Origin of the sequence: Afipia massiliensis (assembly GCF_014203115.1) — a bacterium.
Taxonomy (GTDB): domain Bacteria; phylum Pseudomonadota; class Alphaproteobacteria; order Rhizobiales; family Xanthobacteraceae; genus Afipia; species Afipia massiliensis.
Genome location: NZ_JACHIJ010000004.1, coordinates 608,419 through 630,397 on the forward strand (window position 1 = coordinate 608,419; position 21,979 = coordinate 630,397).

At 62.7% G+C, this 21,979-nt stretch carries 24 protein-coding genes; 12 read left to right on the forward strand and 12 right to left on the reverse strand.

All coding sequences use genetic code 11. The features are described from left to right. Positions 1–278 precede the first annotated feature (278 nt). Both infC and HNQ36_RS16705 read left to right on the forward strand, forming a co-directional pair. Entirely contained in the window at positions 279–818 is a 540-nt protein-coding gene (infC, locus tag HNQ36_RS16700) for a translation initiation factor IF-3 (protein WP_184087107.1), read from the forward strand. Between the two features lie 147 nt (positions 819–965). After that, the gene (locus HNQ36_RS16705; RefSeq protein ID WP_046828095.1) at positions 966–1,379 is read left to right on the forward strand and encodes a DoxX family protein; all 414 of its coding nucleotides are present in this window, start codon (positions 966–968) and stop codon (positions 1,377–1,379) included. Between the two features lie 107 nt (positions 1,380–1,486). Here the strand turns inward: HNQ36_RS16705 and HNQ36_RS16710 are convergent, their stop codons facing one another. Next, positions 1,487–1,906: a hypothetical protein gene (locus tag HNQ36_RS16710; RefSeq protein ID WP_046828096.1), complete on the reverse strand. Its 420-nt coding sequence runs from the start codon at positions 1,904–1,906 to the stop codon at positions 1,487–1,489. Between the two features lie 123 nt (positions 1,907–2,029). Continuing rightward, a complete protein-coding gene (locus HNQ36_RS16715) occupies positions 2,030–2,392 on the reverse strand; it encodes a hypothetical protein (RefSeq protein WP_184086977.1) in 363 nt (120 codons plus the stop codon). 280 nt (positions 2,393–2,672) lie between these two features. Between HNQ36_RS16715 and rpmI the strand changes: the two genes are divergently transcribed. The 5 genes from rpmI to pheT all read left to right on the forward strand — a co-directional run bounded on the left by rpmI (position 2,673) and on the right by pheT (position 7,450). After that, the gene (gene rpmI / locus HNQ36_RS16720; protein WP_011661951.1) at positions 2,673–2,873 is read left to right on the forward strand and encodes a 50S ribosomal protein L35; all 201 of its coding nucleotides are present in this window, start codon (positions 2,673–2,675) and stop codon (positions 2,871–2,873) included. A gap of 91 nt (positions 2,874–2,964) precedes the next feature. Beyond that, entirely contained in the window at positions 2,965–3,324 is a 360-nt protein-coding gene (gene rplT / locus HNQ36_RS16725) for a 50S ribosomal protein L20 (protein WP_024576740.1), read from the forward strand. Between the two features lie 120 nt (positions 3,325–3,444). Continuing rightward, positions 3,445–4,527 carry a phenylalanine--tRNA ligase subunit alpha gene (pheS, locus tag HNQ36_RS16730; protein ID WP_184086979.1) on the forward strand — a complete coding sequence of 361 codons (1,083 nt, stop codon included), beginning with the start codon at positions 3,445–3,447 and terminating at the stop codon, positions 4,525–4,527. Positions 4,528–4,589: 62 nt separating this feature from the next. Beyond that, positions 4,590–5,033 (forward strand): endonuclease domain-containing protein, encoded by a 444-nt coding sequence (locus HNQ36_RS16735; protein WP_246395401.1) that lies wholly within the window; start codon positions 4,590–4,592, stop codon positions 5,031–5,033. Beyond that, positions 5,030–7,450 (forward strand): phenylalanine--tRNA ligase subunit beta, encoded by a 2,421-nt coding sequence (pheT, locus tag HNQ36_RS16740; protein ID WP_184086983.1) that lies wholly within the window; start codon positions 5,030–5,032, stop codon positions 7,448–7,450. The genes HNQ36_RS16735 and pheT overlap by 4 nt, the downstream gene beginning before the upstream one ends. 168 nt (positions 7,451–7,618) lie before the next feature. Here the strand turns inward: pheT and HNQ36_RS16745 are convergent, their stop codons facing one another. Both HNQ36_RS16745 and HNQ36_RS16750 read right to left on the reverse strand, forming a co-directional pair. Then, positions 7,619–8,527, reverse strand: a complete 909-nt coding sequence (locus tag HNQ36_RS16745; protein WP_184086985.1) for an FkbM family methyltransferase — start codon at positions 8,525–8,527, stop codon at positions 7,619–7,621. An 82-nt stretch (positions 8,528–8,609) separates the two neighbouring features. Beyond that, positions 8,610–10,046: a flavin monoamine oxidase family protein gene (locus HNQ36_RS16750; RefSeq protein WP_184086987.1), complete on the reverse strand. Its 1,437-nt coding sequence runs from the start codon at positions 10,044–10,046 to the stop codon at positions 8,610–8,612. 193 nt (positions 10,047–10,239) lie between these two features. On the opposite strand from HNQ36_RS16750, the gene HNQ36_RS16755 reads away from it, so the two are divergent. Beyond that, positions 10,240–11,124, forward strand: coding sequence for a YiiX/YebB-like N1pC/P60 family cysteine hydrolase (locus tag HNQ36_RS16755; protein WP_046828101.1), 885 nt, complete (start codon positions 10,240–10,242; stop codon positions 11,122–11,124). Positions 11,125–11,198: 74 nt separating this feature from the next. Here HNQ36_RS16755 and HNQ36_RS16760 read toward each other — a convergent pair whose 3' ends face one another. Next, a complete protein-coding gene (locus HNQ36_RS16760) occupies positions 11,199–13,298 on the reverse strand; it encodes a glycoside hydrolase family 113 (RefSeq protein WP_184086989.1) in 2,100 nt (699 codons plus the stop codon). 238 nt (positions 13,299–13,536) lie between these two features. Here HNQ36_RS16760 and HNQ36_RS16765 point away from each other — a divergent pair, with 238 nt between their 5' ends. Further along, entirely contained in the window at positions 13,537–14,289 is a 753-nt protein-coding gene (locus tag HNQ36_RS16765) for a sulfate transporter family protein (protein WP_184086991.1), read from the forward strand. A gap of 57 nt (positions 14,290–14,346) precedes the next feature. On the opposite strand, the gene nth is transcribed toward HNQ36_RS16765, so the two are convergent. After that, positions 14,347–15,108 (reverse strand): endonuclease III, encoded by a 762-nt coding sequence (gene nth, locus HNQ36_RS16770; protein ID WP_184087109.1) that lies wholly within the window; start codon positions 15,106–15,108, stop codon positions 14,347–14,349. An 81-nt stretch (positions 15,109–15,189) separates the two neighbouring features. Here nth and HNQ36_RS16775 point away from each other — a divergent pair, with 81 nt between their 5' ends. Together HNQ36_RS16775 and HNQ36_RS16780 are read left to right on the forward strand one after the other, a co-directional pair. Then, entirely contained in the window at positions 15,190–15,714 is a 525-nt protein-coding gene (locus tag HNQ36_RS16775) for a DUF2244 domain-containing protein (RefSeq protein ID WP_184086993.1), read from the forward strand. Positions 15,715–15,790: 76 nt separating this feature from the next. Continuing rightward, positions 15,791–16,717 carry a methylated-DNA--[protein]-cysteine S-methyltransferase gene (locus HNQ36_RS16780; RefSeq protein WP_184086994.1) on the forward strand — a complete coding sequence of 309 codons (927 nt, stop codon included), beginning with the start codon at positions 15,791–15,793 and terminating at the stop codon, positions 16,715–16,717. Positions 16,718–16,721: 4 nt separating this feature from the next. Here the strand turns inward: HNQ36_RS16780 and HNQ36_RS16785 are convergent, their stop codons facing one another. After that, complete coding sequence (locus HNQ36_RS16785; RefSeq protein ID WP_184086996.1) at positions 16,722–17,342, reverse strand: 2,3-bisphosphoglycerate-dependent phosphoglycerate mutase; 621 nt, start codon at positions 17,340–17,342, stop codon at positions 16,722–16,724. Positions 17,343–17,369: 27 nt separating this feature from the next. Then, entirely contained in the window at positions 17,370–18,185 is an 816-nt protein-coding gene (gene dapB / locus HNQ36_RS16790) for a 4-hydroxy-tetrahydrodipicolinate reductase (RefSeq protein WP_184086998.1), read from the reverse strand. Between the two features lie 178 nt (positions 18,186–18,363). Between dapB and HNQ36_RS16795 the strand changes: the two genes are divergently transcribed. Next, the gene (locus HNQ36_RS16795) at positions 18,364–19,356 is read left to right on the forward strand and encodes a hypothetical protein (protein ID WP_184087000.1); all 993 of its coding nucleotides are present in this window, start codon (positions 18,364–18,366) and stop codon (positions 19,354–19,356) included. Positions 19,357–19,475: 119 nt separating this feature from the next. On the opposite strand, the gene HNQ36_RS16800 is transcribed toward HNQ36_RS16795, so the two are convergent. The 4 genes from HNQ36_RS16800 to HNQ36_RS16815 all read right to left on the reverse strand — a co-directional run bounded on the left by HNQ36_RS16800 (position 19,476) and on the right by HNQ36_RS16815 (position 21,912). Then, on the reverse strand, positions 19,476–19,781 hold the full coding sequence (locus HNQ36_RS16800; protein WP_184087002.1) for a DUF1330 domain-containing protein: 306 nt from the start codon (positions 19,779–19,781) through the stop codon (positions 19,476–19,478). A 146-nt stretch (positions 19,782–19,927) separates the two neighbouring features. Then, entirely contained in the window at positions 19,928–20,635 is a 708-nt protein-coding gene (gene pyrF, locus HNQ36_RS16805) for an orotidine-5'-phosphate decarboxylase (RefSeq protein WP_046828110.1), read from the reverse strand. A 6-nt stretch (positions 20,636–20,641) separates the two neighbouring features. Continuing rightward, entirely contained in the window at positions 20,642–21,223 is a 582-nt protein-coding gene (locus HNQ36_RS16810) for an NADPH-dependent FMN reductase (RefSeq protein WP_184087004.1), read from the reverse strand. Between the two features lie 89 nt (positions 21,224–21,312). Continuing rightward, positions 21,313–21,912, reverse strand: a complete 600-nt coding sequence (locus HNQ36_RS16815) for a class I SAM-dependent methyltransferase (protein ID WP_184087006.1) — start codon at positions 21,910–21,912, stop codon at positions 21,313–21,315. Positions 21,913–21,979: the final 67 nt, after the last annotated feature.

Below are 21,979 nucleotides of genomic sequence, written 5' to 3' on the forward strand. Positions count from 1 at the left end.
CCCGTTCCTGCTGTTTATGACGGCCGATGGCGCCGTCCGTCAACGCAGCCGCTTCAAGTGGCTCGTAACGCTTGCGAACCGGACGCCGGACCTCTATGTGGAGCGGGCTGCGGAACGCGCCGGGGCCGGGCCACTTGTCAGGCATTTTACGGTTTTATGGCCGATCCCGATGTCCTGCGGCGGCGCCGGAAAATGCATGCGAAAGCCTGCTCGCGCTTGCCCGGCGGCTCTTAATCCTTCAAAATGATTGCTTCGTTCACAACACCGGAGATTTACCCATTCGCCGTCCCAACAGAGCCCCGCCCACTGCATCGAAAGATGGGCCGCGCACCAACGATGAAATCCGCAATCTCACCATTCAGTTGATCGACCAAACCGGCCTCAACCACGGCACCGTCGAGACGGCGATCGCGGTCAAGATGGCGATGGAGGCCGGCATGGATCTGGTCGAGATTTCGCCGAACACCAATCCTCCCGTCTGCAAGATCATGGACTACGGGAAGTTCAAGTATTCGGCGCAGAAGAAAGCCGCCGAAGCCCGCAAGAAGCAAAAGGTCGTCGAGATCAAGGAGATCAAGCTCCGCCCGATGATCGACGATCATGACTACGACGTGAAGATGCGCGCGATGCTGCGGTTCTTCGAGGAAGGCGACAAGGTCAAGATCACGCTGCGCTATCGCGGCCGTGAAATGGCGCATCAGGAAATCGGCACCAAGCTGCTCGACAAGGTGAAGGCCGCGGTCGCCGATGTCGCGAAGGTCGAACAGGACGCGCGTTTTGAGGGCCGTCAGGTCGTCATGGTGCTGGCGCCGCGTTAAGACGCGACACGGGAGCTGCGCGGTCAGGAAGACTGTTGCAGATTGATCGTGATCTCATTGAAACAGACGGCCCGTCAGGATAACTGACGGGCCGTTTTTCATTGGCTTGTTTCTCGGCTTGTCTTCATCCGGTTTCAGGAAAATTCGATGCCCTCATGGATCGCCCGCATTCTCGACTGGTCTTATTTCGCGCTGTTCGCGCGTATCGTTCTGACATTTCCGTTCTGGGCCAGCGGCCTGTCCAAGCTGATCGATTTTTCGGGCGGCGCTGCCGAGATGGCGCATTTCGGCCTTAGCCCGCCGGCGTTCGTCAATGCACTGGTGCTCGTCACCCAACTCACTGGCGCGCTGCTGATCATCGCCAACCGTCACGTCTGGGTGGCCACGGGCGCGCTCGCTGTATTTACGCTGCTGACGATTCCGATCGCCCACGACTTCTGGAATCAGAAGGGCCACATCGCGCAACTCGAGTTCTTTTTCGTGGTCGAGCATATCAGCGTGATCGGCGGATTGATGCTGGCCGCGATCCTGTCGCGGCAATCGAAGCACAAAGGCGCGTGATCAGAACTGGATCGTCATTGCGGGGAGCGCTTGCGAGTTGAGTAGCCCAAATAAAAAAAGCGCCGCGATCTGCGGCGCTTTTTCATGCGGTGAACTTCGCTGAAGAGTTACGCGCGCGTCGCTTCCCAGCGCCCGGAGCAAGACATGCTCGACGACTTGCCGCTCCACTGGCCGGAGCCGGAATTGGCCGAGAGCTTGCCGCTGGCGCTGGCCTTCTGATCGCCGCGCGCAATGGCGACGCTGACCGCGCCGGCATCGCCGACGTGACCGGAAATATCGAAGCTGCCGTCACCCGAATAGCTGACGCGGCCGCCGACGACCTTCACGGGATAGCTGTAGGCCGGATCGCAATTGCCGGACTGGGTGATGATGGTGACCTTCCAGGCACCATCGAACGAGGAACCGGCTTTGGCCGAACCGGCCAGCACGATAGCCGCCGTCAGGGCGGCTGCGGCGAATGCAGCCAGGGCAAACAGCCGGGCGGCTGGATTCACGGACAAAGCGATCGTCTTGGCGCGCACGGCCATCTGTATCCCTCGCGTTGGGTGTGGAGGCTGAGAGGGATATAGTCAGATTGTGGCCGGAGTTCCAGCGCAACGCAGCAATTACAGCCGCATCTTTCGAAAATCTTTAGTTATTCCAATAATATATTACCGGTGCGCTTCCCAGCGCCCGCTACACCGGGCGCCGTTCAGGGTGCCGCTCCAGCGCCCGGAGCCGGACGTCCCTGACAGCCGTCCGCTGGCCCGGCCGGACGAACCCCCGCTGGAAATCGCCACACTGACGCCGCCTCCGCCGCTGATCCGCCCGTTAAAGGTGGCTCCGCCGGTCGATACGACCCGCCCGCCGCTGACCCGCAGCGGAAAGCTGTAGGCGGCGTCACAATTGCCGGACTGGGTGACGATCACCACCGTCCAGGGGCCGTCGAAGGAGGCGGCGCGGACGGGCTCAACCGCTGCAAATCCGGGAAGCAGCGACATCAGGGCAAGGACGGCAAACCCTCTGGCCTTCATGGCGGAGTGCCTCCAAGGATCTAGGGCCCGGACGGGCGGAAATGCCGGCCTCCGGGCAGGTGCCGACACCACATAAAACGCTGTTAATCGTTGCCAATCTGTGGATCGTCTGCCATAAGCGCAACCTTCGTCGCCCGGCTGATCAAGGGCTGCCGTGGCGACGCCAGTGCTGATTTTCTCCATACGGGATTAAATCGAGCATTATCAACGCTCTAACGAGCATTTCAGCCGCAACAGCGCCTCTCGGGGCGCGTTTGTTTTGCGGCAACAGGAGAGCCAAATGCCCAAGCTGAAGACCAAGTCGGGCGCTAAAAAGCGCTTCAAAGTGACCGGCACCGGAAAGGTGATGTCCGCCCATGCAGGCAAACGCCACGGCATGATCAAGCGGACAAAGAAGCAGATTCGTCAGCTGCGCGGCACGCGAGTGCTGTTCAAGACGGACGGCGACAACATCAAGCAGTACTTCCTGCCCAACGCCTGATCCTCAGGCCGCGTTCGCGCGGCCCAGCTCACATCTGGCTGCGTTCGCGCGGCCGTCTGTCTCTCACTTTTTCAGTTGAAGGAGTTCCGTCATGTCTCGCGTTAAACGCGGTGTGACCTCTCACGCCAAGCACAAGAAAGTCTACAAGGCCGCCAAGGGTTTTTCCGGCCGCCGCAAGAACACCATCCGCGCCGCCAAGGCAGCCGTGGACAAGGCAGGCCAGTACGCCTTCCGCGCCCGCAAGCTGAAGAAGCGCACCTTCCGCGCGCTCTGGATCCAGCGCCTCAACGCCGCTGTGCGTCCGTTCGGCATGACTTACAGCGTGTTTATCAACGGCCTCGCCAAGTCGGGCGTCGTTGTGGACCGCAAGGTGCTGTCGGATCTCGCGATCCACGAACCGGCGGCGTTCCAGGCGATTGCTGAAAAGGCCAAAGCCGCGCTCGCGGCCTAAGCTTGCCCTTCTTGGACGAGGCCGATGCGACCGGGGCGTAAGCGCCCCGCTCCGTTCGGCTGGGCTGATTGATCCCCGCCGGACGGTTTTGATGAAACCGTTCCGATGGGGCTTTTTCCAATGTCCGACCTCGCCAAACTCGAAACCGAAATTCTGGGCGCGATAGAAGCGGCTTCCGATGAAGCTGCGCTGGAAACCGTGCGCGTTGGCGCGCTCGGCAAGAAAGGCTCGATTTCCGCGCTGCTCGCAACGCTCGGCAAGATGTCCCCGGACGAGCGCAAGACCGAAGGCGCGAAGATCAATCTCGCCAAGGACACGGTCACCGAAGCGCTGACCGCGCGCCGTGACATCCTCAAGAACGCTGCGCTCGATGCGCGGCTCGCCTCCGAGACCATCGACGTCACGCTGCCGACGCGCGAGACGCCGTCCGAGCAGGGCCGCATTCATCCGCTCACCCAGGTGATGGACGAACTCACCGCGATCTTCGCCGACATGGGCTTCTCCATCGCCGAAGGTCCGGACATCGAGACTGACGACTACAATTTCACCAAGCTGAACTTCCCCGAAGGCCATCCGGCGCGGGAAATGCACGACACGTTCTTCTTCAACGCCAAGGAAGACGGATCGCGCCCGCTGCTGCGCACCCATACCTCGCCGGTGCAGGTCCGCACCATGTTGTCGCAGAAGCCGCCGATCCGCGTGATCTGCCCGGGCCGCACCTATCGCATCGACAGTGACGCGACCCACACGCCGCAATTCCATCAGGTCGAAGGCCTCGTGATCGACAAGGGTTCGCATCTCGGCCACCTGAAATGGATTCTCGCGGAATTCTGCAAGGCGTTCTTCGAGGTCGATAACGTCAACATGAAATTCCGTCCGTCGTTCTTCCCGTTCACCGAGCCGTCGCTGGAGGTCGATATCCAGTGCCGCCGCGACAAGGGCGAGATCCGGTTCGGCGAAGGCGAGGATTGGCTGGAGATTCTCGGCTGCGGCATGGTGCATCCGAACGTGCTGCGTGCCTGCGGCATTGATCCAGACGTCTATCAGGGCTTCGCCTGGGGCATGGGCATCGATCGCATCGCGATGTTGAAGTACGGCATCAACGATCTGCGCCAGATGTTCGAGAGCGATACACGCTGGATCAATCACTACGGCTTCAAGCCGCTCGATGTCCCGACGCTGGCGGGAGGGTTGAGCACGTGATGCTGGCAATGATCACGGACAACCCCCTCTCCCGCTTGCGGGGGAGGGCTGGGGAGGGGGCAATGGTTGATGAACCGAAGCGGCCTGTCTGGAAAACAACGAGCGCAGCGCGTGAGAGTGCTCGCCGTCTGCGTCGTACGCTGACCGACGCTGAGCGTGTGATGTGGAATGAGTTACGCGCTCATCGGCTGAATGGTGCAAGCTTTCGACGGCAAAAGCCTATCGGGCCCTTCATCGTCGACTTTGTCTGTGACGCTGCAAAGCTCATTATTGAGATCGACGGCGGGCAGCACTATGAGCCGGAAGGCGTCGAGAGCGACGCACGGCGAGATCGTTATTTGGTGGCCGAAGGATACGACGTTTTGCGCTTCAGCAATCATGATGTCCTGACCAACAAAGCGGGCGTGCTCGAAACCATTATTTCCGCATTACAGGCAAAAGCCCCCTCCCTACCCTCCCCCGCAAGCGGGGGAGGAGAAGAAATTGAGGGCGGAGACGCATCATGAAATTCACTTTCTCCTGGCTGAAAGAGCATCTCGACACCGACGAGCCGCTCGAGAAGATCGCCGACAAGCTCACCATGATCGGGCTCGAGGTCGAACACCTCGACGACAAGGCGAAGGCGCTGGCGCCCTTCACGATTGCGCGCGTCATTTCCGCCGAGCAGCATCCCAACGCGGATCGTCTGCGGGTGTGCATGGTAGATACCGGCGACGGCGGCGCGCCGGTGCAGGTGGTCTGCGGCGCGCCGAATGCGCGTGCTGGTCTTGTCAGCGTATTCTCGCCGCCCGGCACCTACATTCCGGGCAAGGACATCACGCTCGGCATCGGCACCATTCGCGGCGTCGAAAGCCGCGGCATGCTGTGCTCGGCGGCCGAGTTGCAACTCTCCGAGGACCACGACGGCATCATGGAGTTGCCGGCGGATGCGCCGCTCGGTGCGCCTTATGCGCAGTGGGCGAACCTCGGCGACGCGGTGATCGAAATCAATCTGACGCCGAACCGTCAGGACTGCACCGGCGTGCATGGCATCGCGCGCGATCTCGCCGCCGCCGACATGGGCAAGTTCAAGGACCCTGCGCCGAAGCAGATCAAGGGCGAATTCCCTTGTCCTGTACAGGTGACCATCGAAGACGAGAAGCTCTGTCCAGGCTTCGCGCTGCGCCTTGTGCGCGGCGTCAAGAACGGCCCCTCGCCGGAATGGCTGCAGCAGCGCCTGACATCCATCGGTCTGCGCCCGATCAATGCGCTGGTGGACATCACCAACTTCATGACCTTCGACCGCGCGCGTCCGCTGCATGTGTTCGACGCCAAAAAGGTGACGGGCAACCTCACCGTGCGCCGCGCCCGCAACGAGACCGTCGTCGCGCTCGACGGCAAGACCTACGCACTCGACGACACGATTTGCGTGATCGCCGATGAGCGCGGCGTGGAATCCATCGCGGGCATCATGGGCGGCGAAGCCTCGGGCTGCGACGAGAACACCACCGACGTGCTGATCGAATCGGCGCTGTGGAACGAGATCAACATCGCCCAGACGGGCCGCAAGCTCGGCATCAATTCCGACGCGCGCTATCGCTTCGAGCGCGGCGTCGATCCGGCCTTCATGGTGCCGGGCCTTGAGATGGCGACCAGGCTGGTAATGGATCTCTGCGGCGGTTCCCCGTCGGAGATCGTGGTTGCCGGCCGGGCGCATGGCGACGACCGCATCATCGAGTTTCCGATCACGGAAGTGAAGCGGCTGGCCGGCATCGATGTGCCGCTGCCTGAGATCAAGCGGATTCTCGCCCATCTCGGCTTCATGGTCGCGGGCGCAGGCCCGGTCGTGAAGGTCGCGGTGCCGTCATGGCGCAGCGACGTGCACGGCAAGGCCGACATCGTCGAAGAGATCGTGCGCATTGTCGGTGTCGACAGCGTGCCGCTGACGCCGTTCGAGCGCGGCGACGCGCCGCGCAAGCCGGTGCTGACCCAGCTTCAGTTGCGCACCCGCCGCGCCAAGCGTGCGCTAGCGGCGCGCGGCATGCTAGAGGCGGTGACATGGTCGTTCGTTTCCAAAACGCAGGCTGACCTGTTCGGCGGCGGCCAACCCGAATTGACGCTGGCCAATCCGATTGCATCGGATCTCTCCGACATGCGGCCTTCCCTGATCGCGGGACTCGTGGCCGCGGCACAGGCCAATGCGGATCGTGGTTTCGCTGACGTGGCGCTGTTCGAGGTCGGACAGATCTTCAAGGGCGACCGCCCCGAAGACCAGTTCATGGCGGCGAGCGGCGTGCGCCGCGCGCTGGCCTCCGCAAAGGGCACCGGCCGTTACTGGTCCGGCTCGGCGACTGTCGATACGCTCGACGCCAAGGCCGATGCACTCGCTGTGCTGGCCGCAGCCGGCGCACCGATGCAGGGGCTGCAGGTCGTCTCCAGCAGCGAATCGAAGAACTTCCCGGCATGGCTGCATCCCGGCCGCTCCGGCGCGATCCAGATCGGACCGCAGAACGTGCTGGGTTATTTCGGCGAGTTGCATCCGCGCGCGTTGGAATCTCTGAAGGCCGACGGCCCGCTGGTGGCGTTCGAAGTCATCCTTGAGCGGATTCCCGACGCCAAGGCCAAGCCGACCCGCGCCAAGCCGCTCTTGGAGCTGTCGCCGTTCCAGCCGGTGTCGCGTGACTTCGCCTTCATCGTCGATCGCAGCGTCAAGGCCGGCGACATCGTCCGCACCGCGCAAGCTGCCGACAAAAAGCTGATCACCAATGTCACCGTGTTCGACGTCTATGAAGGCAAGGGCATCGACGAGGCCAAGAAGTCCATCGCCATCGCAGTCACGCTGCAGCCGCGCGAAAAGACCCTGACCGATCAGGAGATCGACGCGGTGGCTTCGAAGATCGTCGCGGACGTCACCAAGAAGACCGGCGGCGCGCTGCGGGGATAGGCTGGCATCGACTGTTCGTCATTGCGAGCCAACGGGTCGGCGCAAAGCGCCGCCCCGATGAGACACCGCGAAGCAATCCAGAAAGCCAGAGATTGGATTGCTTCGCCGCTTACGCTCCTCGCAATGACGATTGAATTGCGCACGGAACACCCGGTCGCAAACAGACGATCAGGGCGCGTTTCGGCTCCCAAGCAAGGTCTGGGCGTGAAGCGAGAGACGCCGGCCGACATAGGTTGCGATCTGCCGCCAGCCGATATGATGTTCAGCTGGAACAATCTCGTCCGCCGACGGAACAATGACGAGACCTTCGAGAACCTCGGCGACCCGCTCATTGTTTGTCATCACGAGATCATCGATACAGCCGCGAGCGACCATGCGGTCGTGCACAAAGCGCGCGGCCTGACCGGCGTTAATTCTTCGCGCCCGGTCGGGCGAGAAGGGATCAATCGCGAACACGAAGCGGAATTTCCGGACCAGTGACTCGGCGAATTCGATCGGATCGATTCTCGAATACGCCACGAGACACCACAGGTTGAACTCCATGTGGATGATCGGAGCAAACCTTTCGATTGTCTGAGCCGCTCCCTCCAGAACACCGCTCTCGAACCCTTCGACATCGATTTTGATGAGATCGACGCGCTTGAGTGCTCTCGACGCCACGAAGTCATCGATCGAAGCCGCCGGGACATCGCAACCACGGCCATCAGTTGTGATGTGACCGTAGGCGGCGTCTTCGAAAAATCTGACCGTGCCCGGCTTCGCCGCGACCGCGAGATTGAGCGGGCTTACATTGTTAAGTCCGTTCAGCGCGACATTGGCCTTGAGCGCCGCGAACACGCTCGGCCCGGGCTCAAACGCATAGACCTGTCCGTTCGGCACATGCTGGCTGAACACGGCGGACGTGGTGCCGATATTGGCGCCAACGTCAAGCACAACGCCCGCCGGATCCGTCAGCAGCGCCGCGCAGACCCGGTCAAGATCATCATGGATGTCGTCGACGAGCGCGTCGAAATACCTGTCACTGTCGCCGGACCCGACCATGTCGAGCGAAGCGCGGCCGATGCGAAGACGTTTCATGCGGTGAATGTGGCACGGCGGCAAAACCGTTTCCAGACGGCAGCCCGTCATACACTGATCGTCGCTGTCGCGCGGGCAAGTTTCAGTTGCGCGGCCAGTTCAGGCCGCGCCCGCCGGGAGACGCCGGTTCAGCGCGCGACTGCGTGCGCTTCGGCTTCTTGCCGGATTTCTCGGCGACCGGCGCATCCTTCAGCGCGCCGATCTTGCGCAAGGCTGCCTCCGCAGCGCGCTCACCGGATTCCCATGCACCGCCGACAGTGCCCCACTGGGTTTCATGCGCGGCGTCGCCTGCAAAAAACAGACTGCCCAGCGGCTCCATCAGAACCTTGCGCGCCGGTTGGCCACCGGGCGACGCCGCCGACATCGCGCCGAACACATAAGGCATATCGTTCCAGCGCGTCGCAGTGGTGCGCTTCACAATGTTCCTCACGTCCGCGCCGAACAGTTTGGTCAACCAGTCGGTGGCGAACGCCACCATGGCGGCCTCGCCGCGCGCGGACAATTCCGCGCCGAACGAACCGGCGACATCGACCTGGCACAGCGACGAGCCGCCGAGATTGGCGAGCAGGAAGCCGGTGCTGCGGTCGGTGCTTTGTTCGATCACGATATCGTCGCGCGACAGACCAAGCGGATTGCCCGGCAGTTCCAGCGCGATGTGATCGTAGCTGCCGAGCGTGAGCTTCGACGCCGCATCCTGCTGACGCTTCGGAAGGTCCGGTGCAAACTTGATCTTGCCCGACAGCAGCGCGTTGGTGGACGCGGTCATGATGACGGCCTTCGCGGTGATGGTGCCGCCCGTCGTTTCGACCTGCGCGTCGCGCCCGCTCCAGACGATGCGCGTCACCGGCGTCGACAGCACAACGGGGAGTCCTTCGCCCAACTTCGCGATCAGCGCGCCCAGACCTTGACGGCAGGCCGACGGCCCGTCGCGCTGCGCCATCGTCACGAGATCGAGCGCGGAGAGATCCTTCAGATCTTTTCCCGTCGCCATCGCACCAAGCAGGAAATCCGTCGTGCCCGCCCACACACCCAGATCCTTCGGCAATCCTGCTGCGGCCGGCATATCGGCCTTGCCGCGCACGGCATCGCCCATCGCGCGGTTGGCGCGCACCAGCGTGGCGAGAAAATCCTCAGCTTCGCCTGCGCGCGCGTTGCGGCGGCCGATCCGGATGCGCTGACCACGCGGCGCAGGAAGCAGGTCCATACCGACACCGCGCGCCAGTTTCGCGATCGGACTGGTCTCGGTGTTGTAGAGCCAGCGCGCACCGCGGTCGAACGGCACATCGAACGCGGTCGCGTCGGTCACGCAGCGCCCGCCAACCGCGGAAGCCGCCTCGATCACCACCACCTTGCGGCCGGCGGCGGCAATGCGGCGCGCAGCGGCAATACCGGCCGCGCCTGCGCCGATCACCACCACCTCGGCATCGCGCGGAACGGGAGCCGCCCATGCGCGCGACACGATCGGCAACAGCGCCAATGCCGCCGAGCCGGCCAGAACATCGCGCCGGGTAATTGTCATGTCATGGTTTCCGAAATTCGACCAAAAATGGGAACTTCACGCGAACTTGCCGCATCAGAGGCCTTGCGGCAACGGTCATGGTGAATGTTTGATTATTCCGCCGCTCTGTGCATGAACTAAATTGAAATCGCTTCCGACAACAATAAGGGAAGACAAAAGCGGCCAGAACGTGCCGCGACCTGGGGAGAGGACCATGGGCTTCGTGCTCGATACCGTCGGCAAGATCATCGCCGGATACCTTCAGAAGGAGGTTCCGGGCTATGAACCCTTTACGCCGAGCGATCCGGAGCGGCTGCGCGGACTGGTCGAGCCCGGCGACGTGCTGCTGGTCGAAGGCAACAACCGCGTCTCCGGCATCATCAAGTATCTCACGCAATCGACGTGGTCTCATGCCGCGCTTTATGTCGGCCCGATCGACGGCGCGACCGAGCCCGACGGCGAACCGCATGTGCTGATCGAAGCCAATATCGGCGAAGGCGTCACCTCCGCGCCGCTCTCGAAATACTATCCCTATCACACCCGTTTGTGCCGCCCGGTCGGACTGTCCTATGAGGACCGCACCACGGTGTGCCGTTATGCGATCAACCGCATCGGCTTCGGCTACGACACCAAGAATATTCTCGACCTGATGCGCTACCTCATTCCGCTGCCGGTCCCGCAGCGCTGGCGGCGGCGCATGATCTCGCTGGGGTCGGGAGATCCGACCAAGATCATCTGCTCGGCGCTGATCGCGCAGGCCTTCGGCGCGGTGCGCTATCCAATCCTGCCAAAAATCACGCAGGCCGCGAGCCGCCAGGCGCGCCGCGAAATCCTGCACATCCGCGATTCTTCGCTCTACATGCCGCGCGACTTCGACATCTCGCCCTACTTCGAGATCGTCAAGCCGACCATCGTCCGCGGTTTCGATTACACGGCGCTGCACTGGGCCGACACGACAAAGCCGTCCCCGGAGGTGACGGACGAAGCTGATCCCTTTCCAGAGGGAATCTTCGAAACGCCGGAAGCGCCGCTCGCGCCTGTTGCGCCGTTTGAGGAGGCTTCGCAGGGGCGCCGGAAGGCGCGTGACCTCGCGGCCTGATCGAGACTCCGATCTCGAACGAAGCGGATAACGAATCCGCTCGCGCGGCCAGCGGGAGCGCGCGGCGAACGCTCCTAGACAAACCAGAAATCGTCCGGACCAAAGTTGGTCAGCGTCGCCTTCTGGATTTCAACAGAGCTATGCTCATCGCGCGTGATGACAACGCTGGTGCCAACCTGACTCATATGTGATTGCACGGCTGCGAAATCGGCAAATACCGATTTGTCGAACTGAATGACGTCCTCGGTGCCGAAGCCGTCGTGGAACTGGCCGACGATGTCTTTGCCGAAGTTCGCTGCGAACACGAACGTGTCGCTGCCGTTGCCGCCGTGCAGATAGTCATTGCCCGCACCGCCGGTCATCACGTCGTTGCTGTTCTCGCCGAACAGATAATCATTGCCGGTGCCCCCACGGAGCAGGTCGTTGCCGTCACCGCCATACATCTTGACCGTTTCCGGTCCTCCCGTCAGCGTATCCTGACCAGCGCCGCCATAGATGACATCCTTGCCGCCGCCTCCGGCGATGGAGTCATTGCCATCATCGCCGTGGAGCTTGTCATCGCCCAATCCTCCGCTGATGGAATCATTACCCGCGCCACCATGAATGACATCCTGCCCCGGGCCGCCTTCAAGCGCGTCATCGTCGGTGACCGATCCGAAGAACATGTCCTGCCGGCCGCTCGTATCGTAATGGATCGCCTTGTTCTGATAGAGATTCCATGTGCCGGGCGAACTGGGATTGACGCCGTCCGCAGCCGTCAGATGTTCGCCGTTCACAGCGATATCCTTGATGTAAAGATTGCGGTCGCCGCCGCTGGTCACCTGGTCATTGACGAATGCGAAATCGAGACTCACCACGCTCGCCGGATTCTGAAAGGTGAAGCTGTAGGTCTGATACTCGGATGGATTGGCCGCGGCGTGGAATTCGACGGTATCGCCAACCGGCTGGCCGTTGACCAGCACCTGCATCTTTGCCCCGACGCCATCGACCAGCGGGCTAAAGCCGGTCACGGTGATGGCGGAGGTCTCGAGTCGTGGAATCACATCGGGTCCGCCGCTGATTGTATCGTTGCCGCCGCCGCCACGAATGACGTCATTGCCGACGCCACCGGACAACACGTCATTCCCGCCGCCGACGTCGATCAGATCGGCCGACGGCGATCCCGCGATCGTCAGTCCCGGCGGCTGATGCTGTCCGCCGAACCAGTCTGTGATGAGCTGCCCGGCAGGCTTGCCCATCGGCGAGTAGCCCGTGGGCGAGTAGGCATTGTCCGGGTCCCAGTCCCAGATGTGCGCGCCCTTGAACCAGCTCCCGCCATGCGCACCCCACACCTGAAAGAACGCATCGAATGCATCGCGCTGTTCCTGCACATCCTGCGTGCTGCTTCCGGTCCACCCTCCAGGCGCGATATTGGTGCCATCGACGCTGCGATAACCGGTTTCGGTGAACAGCAACGGCTTGCCGTGTTCCACAGCGAGCGCGTGCATGAATTCCACCGGCGACTTGTGATCCATCGCGGCGGCCCAGTAATCGTTGGCCGACACGTTGTTCCATGCCGCAACCATCTCATCCACGGTCGGGTCCGTCTTGGTGGTCAGCGGCGGATACGCGTTGACTCCGATCACGTCGACCTGGTCCCAAAAACCGACATGGATCGCTTCATCGGTGGCCGCGCCATAGGTCAGTTCACCGTGATAGACGGACCGCAAGGAATCGACGAGATCGGCCCAGTAGCCGCGATACTGCTCGCCCGACAGTTTGCTCAACTCGTTGCCGATCGAGAGCATTTCCACGCCCGATTGCTCGGCGATGCGCGCGAGATCCAGCATTTCCGCCTTGTAGGAGGCGAAAAAAGCGCCGACGTCGCTCGGCCTGAGTTCGTGCGCACTTGTTCCATCGAGGCCGCTCAACATCGGCTTGAGCAGAACGGACAGGCCCAGCGCATGAGCATCGGCGATTGTGGCGGCGATAATCGCGTCGCTTTCTGTCTTGCCGGGATCGGCAATCACCTCATTCGAGGTCATGCTGGCGGTAAAAAGCCGGGGTGCTATCGAGATCGCGTTGGCGTTTGTCGCCGCCAGACCCTGCATCGCGCTCTGCGCGGCACCCGTACGAAACTCGCCATTCCAGTCGGATTTGAATCCAAATCCCTGAATATCGAAGACACCTGCCATGACGTCACTCCATTCGCGAAGCTTGCAGGCATTCTGCACCGGTCATTCCGTCAAAGATCGGTCCAACGAATGACGAAATGAAGATTTCTGAATCGCGATCTCAAACGGCTGTTTCAAAGCGGGAGGCGTCAGGTGCTACGCACTAACTTGCGTCCTCGCCGGTCCCGACACTTGCCGAGACCTCCGCGCGTATCTAACTTTCGTAAAGTTTTCTTGCGGTTATTCCGGAGGCTGCCCCATGCTTGACGCCGCATACAAGGCGTTATCCCAGATCCTGTCGCCGCCGATGCGCTCCATCCTGTGGAAGTCGGTCGGCCTGGCGTTGGTGCTGATCGTCGCAGCCGCAGTGGCGCTGCAACGGCTGTTGAGCTGGCTCGCCGGGTCGGGAGAGGTTTGGGCGGAAACGATGGTCGGCTCCGACTATCACATGCTGATCAACATTCTCGCATGGATCGTCTCGATCGCGGCCGGTCTCGGCATCGTGGTCGGCGCGGTGTTCCTGATGCCCGCGATCACCTCGCTGGTCGCCAGCGTGTTCGTCGATGACGTCGCCGACATTGTCGAGCGCGAGCACTATCCTGCGGAAAAGCCGGGCGTCGCGCTGCCGGTCGGCCGCGCCATCACCGAAGGCTCAAAGACGGCGCTGCTGACCATTCTGGTGTATCTGATCGCGCTGCCGTTCGTCTTGATTGCCGGCGCGGGCTTCATCGTGTTCTTCATCGCCACGGCATGGTTGCTTGGCCGCGAGTATTTCGAACTCGCCGCGATGCGCTTCCGCACGCCGGAAGAAGCCAAGATCATGCGTAAACAAAACAGCGCCACCGTGTTCGCGGCGGGACTGTTCATCGCGGCGTTCGTGTCGATCCCGATTGTGAATCTGGCGACGCCACTGTTCGGCATGGCCTTCATGGTCCACATGCACAAGCGGCTGTCGGGGCCGCGGCCCGAACTGATCGAGCCGGCGCGTAAAACCGGTGTGACGGCGGTTTGACCACTTGCCTCGTCATGCCCGGGCTTGTCCCGGGCATGACGAACTATAGAATTGAGTTCACACCGTCTTCTCCGGCCACCGGCACAGATCGTTGATCAAACACACCTCGCAGCGCGGCTTGCGCGCGACGCACGTATAGCGCCCGTGCAGGATCAGCCAGTGATGCGCGTGACGCGCGAATTCCGGCGGCACGATCTTCAGCAGTCCCAGTTCGACGACGAGCGGCGTCTTGCCGGGCGCCAGACCCGTGCGATTGCCGACGCGAAACAGATGGGTGTCCACCGCAATGGTTGACTCGCCGAACGCGATGTTGAGCACGACATTGGCGGTCTTGCGGCCGACGCCGGGGAGCGCCTCCAGCGCCTCGCGATCGTGCGGCACTTTGCTCCCGTGCAGCGCGATCAACTGCTCCGACAGCGCGATGACATTCCTGGCCTTGGTGCGATACAGACCGATGGTCTTGATATAATTGCGCACCCGCTCCTCGCCGAGCGCCACCATTTTTTCCGGCGTGTCGGCGACCGGAAACAGATGACGCGTCGCCTTGTTGACGCCGACGTCGGTCGCCTGCGCCGACAGCGCGACCGCCACCAGAAGCGTGTAGGGATTGAGATGTTCCAGCTCGCCCTTCGGCTCGGGATTGGCCGCACGAAAGCGGCTGAAGACCTCCACCACTTCGGCATGGGTCCAAGGCTTGAACTTTATCGGCTTGGGCTTCGAAAGTTTGGGCTTCGCTAATTTGGGAATCCGCTTCACCGGCACAGCCGCACGCGCCTTCGGCTGGGATTTTGAACGGGACGTGATCGTCTTTTTCGCCATGATCCCGGTATAGGCATGATCCCGAAACGAGGAAACCGGTTTTCGGAAGCGATCATGCCCGAAATGCGCTAGAGTGATCTCATGGATGAGCGCAACCATTTCGATCCCCAGCCCATCGCGGACACGCCGCTGTTCTGCGCGCGGCTGACGCCGCATCGCTCGCTCAGCCGCGGCGGGTTTATCGCGCTGATGGCGTTCGTCACCGTGGTCAGTTTCGCGGCGGGCGTCATGTTCCTGATGATGGGCGCGTGGCCGGTGTTCGCTTTTTTCGCGCTCAACGCCCTGATCATCTACTGGGCGTTCAAGGTGAACTTCCGCCGCGCCGCCGCCACCGAGGACATTCTCGTCACGCCTTATGAAATCCGCGTCCGCCGCGTCAGCCATCGCGGTCATGTCGTCGAATGGACGCTCAATCCGCTGTGGGTCCGGCTTGAGCAGAAGGCTCACGCCGAGTTCGGCATCGAGAAGCTCTATCTGGTCTCACGCGGCCGCCGTCTCTCCATCGGCAGCTTTCTCGGGCCGGAGGAAAAAGCCAGCTTTTCCACGGCGTTACGGGAGGCGCTCCAGGCCGCCAACCGCGGACCGACCTACAATCCGGTGACCTGATCCGGAAACGGGTGGTTGCGCCAGCACCAGCGGCCTACATCCGGATCATGATGGACACCGCATAACGGACGCCGCCATGATGACCACCGCCAACATACCTGCGATGAAATCCATGCTCCCCGATCTGCAGCTCGCAAAACCGTCCAAGCAGGGCGCGGCCTTGCGCGACTACGATTCGGTGCGCCGCGCCATCGGATTCATTTCCGAGCAGTGGCGCACGCAGCCGACCATCGAGGCGATGGCCGACGCCGCGCATCTGACGCCGGACGAGTTGCATCATCTGTTCCGACGCTGGGCCGGGCTGACGCCGAAGGACTTCATGCAGGCGCTAACGCTCGACCATGCCAAGCGCCTGTTGCGCGATTCCGCCAGCGTGCTCGATGCCGCCTATGATTCCGGTCTCTCCGGTCCGGGACGGCTGCATGATCTGTTCGTGACCCACGAGGCGATGTCGCCGGGCGAATGGAAGAAGGGCGGCGAAGGCATGACGCTGCGCTACGGCTTCCATCCCTCGCCGTTCGGCATGGCGATCGTGATCGCCAGCGAGCGCGGCCTTGCGGGTCTGGCATTCGCGGATGAAGGCGAGGAAATGCCGGCGCTGGCCGACATGCAGCGGCGCTGGCCGCTCGCGACCTACATCGAATCGTTTGCCGAGACCGCGCCGTTCGCGAAACGGATTTTCGATTCCTCGCAATGGCGCGCGGACCAGCCGCTGCGCGTGGTGCTGATCGGCACCGACTTCGAGGTCCGGGTCTGGGAAACGCTGCTGAAGATTCCGATGGGCCGCGCCACCACCTATTCGGATGTCGCCTGCAAGATTTCCTCGCCGAAAGCGTCGCGCGCGGTTGGCGCAGCGGTCGGCCGGAATCCGGTCTCGTTCGTGGTGCCGTGTCACCGCGTGATCGGCAAGAGCGGCGCTCTCACCGGCTATCACTGGGGCATCACGCGCAAGCGCGCGATGCTCGGCTGGGAAAGCGGACAAGCGGCGGGGCTGACCGCCTAATCCATCACGCCAGATCTTCCACCGACGCCACCGTGGCATCCGCGTTAAGCCGGTAGACCACCGGCGCGCCGGTGCCGAGCTCGCGCTTCAGAATCTGCTCCGGCGTCAGCTTTTCCAGCACCATGATCAGCGCGCGCAGCGAATTGCCGTGCGCCGCCACCAGCGTGCGCTGGCCGCGCAGCACCGACGGCAGGATCTCCTGCACATAATAGGGAAGCGTGCGCGCCAGCGTATCCTTCAGGCTTTCGCCACCCGGAGGCGGCACGTCGTAGGACCGCCGCCAGATCAGCACCTGCTCCTCGCCCCACTTGGCGCGGGCGTCATCCTTGTTGAGGCCGGACAGGTCGCCGTAGTCGCGCTCGTTCAGTGCGAGATGACGCGTGATCGGAATCCCGGTCTGGCCCATTTCCTTGAGCGCGAGATCAAGCGTGTGCTGTGCGCGTGTCAGCACCGAGGTGAAGGCGACATCGAACGTCAGCCCCTGCTCTTTGAGCTTGCGGCCGGCGGCGACGGCTTCCTTGACGCCGAGCTCGGTCAGGCCAGGGTCCTTCCAGCCGGTGAAAAGATTCTTCAGATTCCATTCGCTCTGGCCGTGACGCACGAGGACGAGAAGACGGTCGCTCATTCTTTCAGTTCCAACTCTTTCAGGATGTCAGTTGCTGCTGAGACCGAGCACGTCGGTCATCGAATAATGTCCGGGCTTCTTGCCCTGCGCCCACATCGCCGCCTTCAGCGCGCCGCGCGCAAAGATCATGCGATCCTCCGACTTGTGCGCAAGCTCGATGCGTTCATAGGGACCGGCGAAGATCACCGTATGATCGCCGGTGGCGGTGCCGCCGCGCAGCGTGGCGAATCCGATGTCGCCCGGATTGCGCGCGCCGGTATATCCATCGCGCGAGCGGACCGAGCGCTGCGCGAGATCGATGCCGCGGCCGTCCGCCGCCGCCTGCCCGAGCAGGTAGGCGGTGCCCGACGGCGCATCGATTTTCTGCCGGTGATGCATTTCGAGAATCTCGATGTCGAAATCCTCATCGAGCGACTTCGACACCTGCTTCACCAGCGCGGCCAAGAGATTGACGCCGAGGCTCATGTTGCCGGACTGCACGACGATGGCCTGCGAGGTCACGCTCTTGATGACCGCGTTGTCCGACGCCGACAGGCCGGTGGTGCCGATGACGTGGACGATGCCGCGCTGGGCGGCAATGGCGACATTGGCGATGGTCGCGGCGGGAACGGTGAAATCGAGAATGCCGTCGGCGTTCTTCGACAGGGTCCAGAGGTCGCCGGAGAGCTCGACGCCGTTGGCGGGAAGCCCCGCGAGCACGCCAGCATCCTGGCCCAGGAGGTCAGAGCCCGGCGCTTCCAGCGCCCCGGCCAGCGTGACGCCCTCCGTCTCGGCAATGGCGCGGATCAGGGTCCGGCCCATCCGGCCCCCGGCTCCAGCAACGATCAGGCGCATATCGGCCATTTCCAGCCCTCAAAACCCGTTTCAGAACTTGCTTTGGCGGTATAGCGGCGCGGGGCCACGGCGGCAACCGCAGCCTCCCGGCGCGGCTGCCTGCCTTGCGCGGCTGGACAGCCCTGTCGGGAGTCATGCAAGGGTCACGCGACGGACCTATTGAGGGACACCCCGAAGGAAACCACCCATGCGCATGCTCCCTGCCGTCTCTGCCGCGATGCTTATGATCGCAACTTCATTTTTGCCCGCATCGGCGGCGGAGCGGATCGGCGGCGACAACGCGTTCTCGTTCGTGGCGCTCGGCGACATGCCCTACAATCTGCCGGACGACTACGCGAAGTTCGACCGGCTGATCGCCGCGGTCAACGCGCTGAAGCCGGCCTTCACCCTGCACATGGGCGACATCAAGTCCGGCGCGCTGCCGTGTAGCGACGAGGTTCTCAAGACATCCTACGACCAGATCCAGACGTTCGAAGGCGCGCTGGTCTACACCATCGGCGACAACGAGTGGATCGACTGCCATCGCAAGGCCGCGGGCGGCTTCAATCCGCGCGAGCGGCTCATGAAGCTGCGCGAGATGTTTTTCGCGACCCCGGCGAAATCGCTCGGCAAGACGCCACTCGATGTGGAGAGCCAGGCGTTGCTGATGCCGGAATATTCAACCTACGTGGAGAACACGCGCTTTTCGAAGAACGGCGTGATGTTCCTGACGGCGAATGTGCCGGGCTCCAACAACGGCTTCGAGGCGCATGACCCTGAAGCGGTGACGGAGTTTTTCGCGCGCGACAAGGCCAATGTCGCCTGGATCGAAGCGAGCTTCGCCAAGGCAAAGGCCGACAACGCCAGGGCGGTGGTGCTGTTCATGCAGGCGGAGTTCAACGAGGCGCGATTCCCGAACGGCGCAATGCCGCGTCAGTCCGGCTTTACCAGAATGCTCGACGCGATCGAGGCGGGGGCGACGAGCTTCGGCAAACCCGTGCTGCTGATCCACGGCGACGAACACTATTTTTCGATCGCGCCGCTGCGCAACAGCAAGGGCAAGCCGATCCCCGGCGTCAACAAGCTGATGGTTTACGGCGACAAACTGATCCACGCCGTGCGCGTGCTGGTCGATCCCGACAGCAGCCACGTGTTCGGATTCGTGCCGCTAATCGTCCCTGAAAACGGAATGGGGAAGTAGGCTGGATAACCTTTCTCTCCGCTCATTCCCGCGCAAGCGGGAATCCAGTCCTTTGACTCTGGGTCCCCGCTTTCGCGGGGACGAGCGGAAAAGAACGCAGTTCGATTCAAACAGCCTGCTCAGGGCTGCGGGCCGTCGTAGCCTTCGATGATAACGATCTCGCCCTTGGAATGCGGGGCGCGTTTGGCGATCAGATCGGCATATTCCGGCGAGCGGTAGCAGGCCAGCGCGGTCTCATAGTCCTTGAACTCGATCACGACGTTGCGCGAGCGCGCCGGTCCTTCATGGGCTTCATGGATGCCGCCGCGCACCAGAAACTTCGCGCCGTACTTCTTGAACACCGCGCCATTGTGCGCGACGTAATCCCTTTTATAGGCCTCGAGGTCGTGAACATCGATGCGTGCGATCCAGTAACCCTTGGGCATCTGCGTCTCCTTTTGGTTTAATCCCTATTCTTGTCATGGCCGGGCGTCGTCCCGGCCATCCACGTCTGGACTGCATCAGAAAGACGTGGATGCCCGGAACAAGTCCGGGCATGACGACCGAATATGTCGGGCTGAAGTGCCACTGATCAGCCGCCGGCCTGAACAATCTCGGCGACGATGGCCTCCGCCGCCGCTTTCGGATCGGCGGCTTCCACCACCGGCCGGCCGACCACGAGATAATCCGCGCCCGCCGCGATGGCGCGGCCCGGCGTCATGATGCGCTTCTGGTCACCCACCGCGCTGCCGGCGGGACGGATGCCCGGCGTCACCAGCGCCATCTGCGCGCCGACGATGCCGCGCACGGTGGCCGCCTCTTCGCCGGAACACACCAGCCCATCGATACCGAGCGCCTGCGCCTGCAGCGCGCGCGCCTCGACCAGATCGGAGACGCCGAAGCGAAACCCTGCCGCGTGCAGGTCGTCGTCGTCGTAGGAGGTGAGCACCGTGACCGCGAGAATTTTCAGGGACGAGCCGCGTGCCTCGGCCGCAGCCTTCATGGTCTGCGGATAGGCATGCACCGTCAGGAAGGTTGCGCCAAGTTTGGCGATGCTCTCGACACCTTTCGCAACCGTGTTGCCGATGTCGTGCAGCTTGAGGTCGACGAAAACCTTCTTGCCGCGCTCCGCCAGTTTCGGCACCAGCGCAAGCCCGCCGGCATAACCAAGCTGGTAGCCGATCTTGTAGAACGTCACGCTGTCGCCGAGCCGCGCGATCAGCGCTTCGGCCGCCTCGACGCTGGAGAGATCGAGCGCGACGATCAGCCGGTCGCGGGACTCAACATGGGTGGGCTTCATAACGACTCACATCATCTGTTGGGAGGTGTCGATCAACTGGCGCAAGGTCCCGCGCAGCAATTCGGCGTCGGCTGGATCTTTCAGGCGATCCATTTCGTCGAACGCATGACCGGCGAACGACAGCGCCATCTGTTTCGGCACCACCGTCGCGCCGCAGCCAAGCGCCAGAATCTGGCGCAGCGCCATCAGCACGCGCAGTCCGCCGAATTTTCCGTCGGACGCCGCGCCGATCGCGAACGCGCGCTCGCGAAATACCTGGCCGAACGTCTCGTTGCGGTCGCGCACCCGCGTCACCCAGTCGATGGCGTTCTTGAGCAGCGGCGGCACCGATGAATTGTATTCCGGGCTGACGATGAAGACGCCGTGATGCGCGCCGATCATGCGCTTGAGATTGACGGCGTTGGCCGGCACGCCGGATTTCACTTCAAGGTCGCCGTCGTAGATCGGCAGCGGATAATCGTTGAGCGAGATCAGCGTGACATCGACGTCGAGCAGCGCCAGTTCCTTGACCACCACGGCGGCCAGTCGCGCGTTGAACGAGCCTGTGCGCAGCGAACCGGGAATGACGAGGATTTTCAGTGCGGCCATGATGTCCCTGTCACCTTCGGACAGGGCGAAGGCGCGACAGGTTTATAGCTTGGCGGAATTTGAGACGCAAAAGGCGCTGAAGTGCCTTGTCAGCCCTTGCGATAAACCCAGACGCGCGCGGGCGGCAGGTTCATCCAGACCCGCTCGGAAGCCTGGGTGCGGATTCCCGGCAGGGATTTCGGGATCGGAGGCGCCACCGAATAGGTGAACTGGATGAAGGGCGCACCCGCTTCCATTTTCAGGAATGCGTCGCGCATCAGCTTCAGGCGAACCAGCATCGGCTTGGTGACAAGCGGCAGGCCGGACACCATCGCGGCGGCGGGCTCTTTCAGTTCCGCCAGTGTCAGGTCGAGACTATAGGCATCGCCCTGAATCACGGTCGCCTGCGGATAGCGCTCACGCAGCAGCGCGCAGAAGCCCGGATCGAATTCCACCAGCACCAGACGCTTCTCGGCGACGCCGTGCGCGATCAGCGCATCGGTGATGGCTCCGGTGCCGGGCCCAAGTTCGATGACAGGTCCGTCGGAATGCGGATCGACGTAACGCGCGACCGTGCGCGCCAGCGCCTTGCTGGAAGGCATCACCGCGCCCATGTGCAGGGGCTTTTCAATCCAGGAGCGGAGGAAGCGAACCTCGTCGTCGAGACGAAGCGGCTTTTTCAACGCACGCACAGTGGACTGGGGAGCCATGATACTTCCAAAGGAGCCCGGGGACGGGCGAGGCGTCAAATTTCCTTCACAAATGGGTATAGACGCA

Excerpts from the sequence above, each read along its gene's own strand:
- HNQ36_RS16705 (WP_046828095.1), top strand. The coding sequence starts at position 966 with ATGCCCTCATGGATCGCCCGCATTCTCGACTGGTCTTATTTCGCGCTG.
- HNQ36_RS16710 (WP_046828096.1), bottom strand. The coding sequence starts at position 1,906 with ATGGCCGTGCGCGCCAAGACGATCGCTTTGTCCGTGAATCCAGCCGCC.
- HNQ36_RS16715 (WP_184086977.1), bottom strand. The coding sequence starts at position 2,392 with ATGAAGGCCAGAGGGTTTGCCGTCCTTGCCCTGATGTCGCTGCTTCCC.
- rpmI (WP_011661951.1), top strand. The coding sequence starts at position 2,673 with ATGCCCAAGCTGAAGACCAAGTCGGGCGCTAAAAAGCGCTTCAAAGTG.
- rplT (WP_024576740.1), top strand. The coding sequence starts at position 2,965 with ATGTCTCGCGTTAAACGCGGTGTGACCTCTCACGCCAAGCACAAGAAA.
- pheS (WP_184086979.1), top strand. The coding sequence starts at position 3,445 with ATGTCCGACCTCGCCAAACTCGAAACCGAAATTCTGGGCGCGATAGAA.
- HNQ36_RS16735 (WP_246395401.1), top strand. The coding sequence starts at position 4,590 with ATGGTTGATGAACCGAAGCGGCCTGTCTGGAAAACAACGAGCGCAGCG.
- pheT (WP_184086983.1), top strand. The coding sequence starts at position 5,030 with ATGAAATTCACTTTCTCCTGGCTGAAAGAGCATCTCGACACCGACGAG.
- HNQ36_RS16745 (WP_184086985.1), bottom strand. The coding sequence starts at position 8,527 with ATGAAACGTCTTCGCATCGGCCGCGCTTCGCTCGACATGGTCGGGTCC.
- HNQ36_RS16750 (WP_184086987.1), bottom strand. The coding sequence starts at position 10,046 with ATGACAATTACCCGGCGCGATGTTCTGGCCGGCTCGGCGGCATTGGCG.
- HNQ36_RS16755 (WP_046828101.1), top strand. The coding sequence starts at position 10,240 with ATGGGCTTCGTGCTCGATACCGTCGGCAAGATCATCGCCGGATACCTT.
- HNQ36_RS16760 (WP_184086989.1), bottom strand. The coding sequence starts at position 13,298 with ATGGCAGGTGTCTTCGATATTCAGGGATTTGGATTCAAATCCGACTGG.
- HNQ36_RS16765 (WP_184086991.1), top strand. The coding sequence starts at position 13,537 with ATGCTTGACGCCGCATACAAGGCGTTATCCCAGATCCTGTCGCCGCCG.
- nth (WP_184087109.1), bottom strand. The coding sequence starts at position 15,108 with ATGGCGAAAAAGACGATCACGTCCCGTTCAAAATCCCAGCCGAAGGCG.
- HNQ36_RS16775 (WP_184086993.1), top strand. The coding sequence starts at position 15,190 with ATGGATGAGCGCAACCATTTCGATCCCCAGCCCATCGCGGACACGCCG.
- HNQ36_RS16780 (WP_184086994.1), top strand. The coding sequence starts at position 15,791 with ATGATGACCACCGCCAACATACCTGCGATGAAATCCATGCTCCCCGAT.
- HNQ36_RS16785 (WP_184086996.1), bottom strand. The coding sequence starts at position 17,342 with ATGAGCGACCGTCTTCTCGTCCTCGTGCGTCACGGCCAGAGCGAATGG.
- dapB (WP_184086998.1), bottom strand. The coding sequence starts at position 18,185 with ATGGCCGATATGCGCCTGATCGTTGCTGGAGCCGGGGGCCGGATGGGC.
- HNQ36_RS16795 (WP_184087000.1), top strand. The coding sequence starts at position 18,364 with ATGCGCATGCTCCCTGCCGTCTCTGCCGCGATGCTTATGATCGCAACT.
- HNQ36_RS16800 (WP_184087002.1), bottom strand. The coding sequence starts at position 19,781 with ATGCCCAAGGGTTACTGGATCGCACGCATCGATGTTCACGACCTCGAG.
- pyrF (WP_046828110.1), bottom strand. The coding sequence starts at position 20,635 with ATGAAGCCCACCCATGTTGAGTCCCGCGACCGGCTGATCGTCGCGCTC.
- HNQ36_RS16810 (WP_184087004.1), bottom strand. The coding sequence starts at position 21,223 with ATGGCCGCACTGAAAATCCTCGTCATTCCCGGTTCGCTGCGCACAGGC.
- HNQ36_RS16815 (WP_184087006.1), bottom strand. The coding sequence starts at position 21,912 with ATGGCTCCCCAGTCCACTGTGCGTGCGTTGAAAAAGCCGCTTCGTCTC.